This is a genomic window from Kistimonas scapharcae (genome assembly GCF_039540975.1).
GTDB classification, from domain to species: Bacteria; Pseudomonadota; Gammaproteobacteria; order Pseudomonadales; family Endozoicomonadaceae; genus Kistimonas; species Kistimonas scapharcae.
The window spans coordinates 1-2,939 of sequence record NZ_BAABFL010000296.1 but is presented as its reverse complement, the minus strand read 5'-3'; the positions used below and the strand labels follow the sequence as shown (position 1 = coordinate 2,939).

The 2,939-nt window shown below is 45.5% G+C and carries 3 protein-coding genes; 2 read left to right on the top strand and 1 reads right to left on the bottom strand.

Annotated features, from left to right (window positions below):
- Positions 1-749 precede the first annotated feature (749 nt).
- Positions 750-1,337, top strand: coding sequence for a hypothetical protein (locus ABD892_RS11240; RefSeq protein ID WP_345195752.1), 588 nt, complete (start codon positions 750-752; stop codon positions 1,335-1,337).
- 282 nt (positions 1,338-1,619) lie between these two features.
- Here ABD892_RS11240 and ABD892_RS11235 read toward each other — a convergent pair whose 3' ends face one another.
- Positions 1,620-2,411, bottom strand: a complete 792-nt coding sequence (locus tag ABD892_RS11235) for an SDR family NAD(P)-dependent oxidoreductase (RefSeq protein WP_345195751.1) — start codon at positions 2,409-2,411, stop codon at positions 1,620-1,622.
- Between the two features lie 169 nt (positions 2,412-2,580).
- Between ABD892_RS11235 and ABD892_RS11230 the strand changes: the two genes are divergently transcribed.
- A complete protein-coding gene (locus ABD892_RS11230) occupies positions 2,581-2,910 on the top strand; it encodes a winged helix-turn-helix transcriptional regulator (RefSeq protein ID WP_345195749.1) in 330 nt (109 codons plus the stop codon).
- Positions 2,911-2,939: the final 29 nt, after the last annotated feature.

Here is a 2,939-nt window from a genome sequence, read left to right as displayed (position 1 = left end):
CCATGACACGTCTCCTAACCCAAGGAAAACCAGTGTCGTAAGTTTAGACGGGAGAATGGCTTATGTTAGGTGGTAATCAGGATTCCCTTTGAGCAACGCAGGGTTCATAGACACCCCATGACCTTGATTTTCACTCTGACCATCCACAGTGGTCATATCTCTGCTGTAAGGATTAGTAGTGGGAAACAAAGTCATTGATGTCTGCATAGTTAAATCTCCCTTAAACTGAATCTTGATCTGATAGTTGTTATTAACGGGGTACTTTTGATTCCGGGCGATTGAGAATGTCTGATCTCTCAACGATTTCGAACAGTGTTATTCGTTGAAACATTTCCACTACTATAAATGTGACTGCAGGCACTGACTATTGCACTTTAGTCTTTAAGCAGGAACTTCGAGCATTGATTACTGTCTACTATTGCCATTTTAAATATCAAAAAGTCTATCTATTTCTAACAGATATAATTAGTCAATCTCAGCGAAAAATGTAATTCATTCAAATATCACACACCATTCCATATCGCTAAAAGTACTGGCGATGAATAGCTTGAGCCACATGACAATCAAACATATATCGCCCAATCATTTGACCATCCCAATAGAATAAAAATTCAAATATAAACATGTTAAAAACAAACCTATCGTTCAATACCCCATAAAGATACTTATCGCACCCATTAGGCCATTGATACCAGAGAACATGCGCTGAAAATTTGATACATCAGCAGCAAAGGCGATAAGATAAAAAGGTGACTGTAAAATTTGGCTTTATCAAAACAGAAGGAACACGTTCATTGATAAAGAACACTAAAACCAGAACGTCAAAAGCGCTTTTTTTTTCAGGGCTTTTCTCAATAGCCTTTGGCTATTTTATGTGTTTCCTGGCCACTGAAGATATTCCTGAAACACAGCACCTTAACAGCGCAGAAGGCACGTTACACTTCGTTAAAAAGGTGGACCACCAACGGTATGGCAGTGATGTAGTTAAGTTTGGCTTAACCGGTATTGACGAAGAGTTCCACTACAGTTCCAAATCCGGTGCTCTTGATAAGGTCTACGCAGCACTTGAGAACGCGGACAAACACTCAGTAACGGTGCTTTTTAATCCGGAAGATCCCCGCTCAGCCGCTTTCGATGACCGTGTTTTCTTCACGGTATATGCCTTAAGCGTCAACCAGCACAGTGTGCGCTCCTTTCTCGACGTCAGGGAGGCCTGGGAGTCAGATAACAGACTGGGGGACTGGGTAGGCTCGTCGTTTATCGTATTCGGCTTCTTTCTGCTTGTTGGAGCCTTTTTTTATCCATTATCGGATTTACCCAATAATGGGCGCAGATAAGAAGCCACCTTCAAACGCTTGAGTCAGTCGGATAGATCAACCATCACATAAAATTCCTGCATGGGTGACGTGTTTTTTACCTTCAGCGAATTCACACACGTTGAAACTGCACTATCTCTGCCTCTTTAAGGTAGGCTGCCGTTATCTCCCATCATCCAACGCCCCACCTATCGTATAAACAGTGCTACATAGCCTTAGCAACAAATGGCTTTACCACAGGCAAAGCCATTAAAACACCATGCTGGACAAAACGTAAAACTAACGACGTATAATCCGGATACTTTAGTTTCGACCCGCCATGACACCGCCATCGACGTTCCAGATCACGCCGGTCACCCAGCTGGCCTCATCGCCCAGCAGGAAATTAATTGTATTCGCGACATCGTCCGGTGTACCAATTCGCCCAATAGGATGGAATGCATCAAACGTCGCCAGAGTTTCATCCATTGCCGACGGGTCAATGAAAGCGTTATAAATCGGCGTTTTTACGACCGCCGGTGCAACCGCATTAACACGAATATTATGCTCGGCCAACTCCATGGCCATATGTTGTGTCAGTGCATGCAGACCCGCTTTGGCCATGGAATAAGCAGACGACGGCGTTGCTTTGATTGCCTGCTTTGCCCACATGGAACTGATGTGCACAATTGCACCACCGTCGTGCACCACCATGTTCTGTACAACGGTCTGGGTAATGAAAAATGTTGCCCTGTTCAGTTCCATATAGGCATCGTAGTCTTCCATGGTATGTGCCAGGAAGGCTGTCGGTTTGAAATAACCGGCAGCATTGACCAAGTAGCGGATATGACGCTTTTCCGATTTCAGCGTATCAATCACCGTGGAAACGTCACCGGGCTCGTACAGATTGGCCTGCAATGTTTCCACCTGACCATACGGCATCAAGGCATCACGGGCAGCCGACAGCTTGTCACGAGAGTTTCCCAGGATGATCGTTGGAATACCGCGCTGCATCAGTTGCCTTGCAGTCGCCAGCCCCATACCACTGGAACCGCCCACAATCAGTGCGACGCCCTGGCTTTGTGATACATGAACCGGTTGGACTGAGTCAGTCATAGCCATTCTCCTGGTTGAATGTTTTCATCAAGTGGACTCAGGGTATAAAAGCCAGTAGCCTCGCGAAAAGCAGGCACAAAACGGTGCAGTAGTTACTTTTTGGTATATCTTGATGAAAACACAGGAAAAATATTTTTCGCGAAAATCAGCGCCTGAGCGAAGCGCACGCATGGTTGAAACGATTTTTGGCTGTAAATGGTCGTTGACGGTTTATCAGCTATTGGCAAACGGGATTAATCGACCCGGTGAAATGGTACGCAGTGTGGAAGGGTTAACCACTAAAGTGCTGAATGAGTGCCTGAAGCGTAACGTCCAGTTCGGTATTCTGGAGCGTGTCACCTATAACGAAGTGCCACCGCGGGTGGAGTATACTGTAACGGCATTTGGCACCAAGTTTATTCGTATTCTGGATGAGCTTGAAAAACTCCAGAACGACATTGGGTGTGACGTAAGTACTCAAAAACCGGTACATAAGGCGATTTCACGTTCTGCCGCCTAAGCTCATCCCCATGTTCCCATTACCGCCTG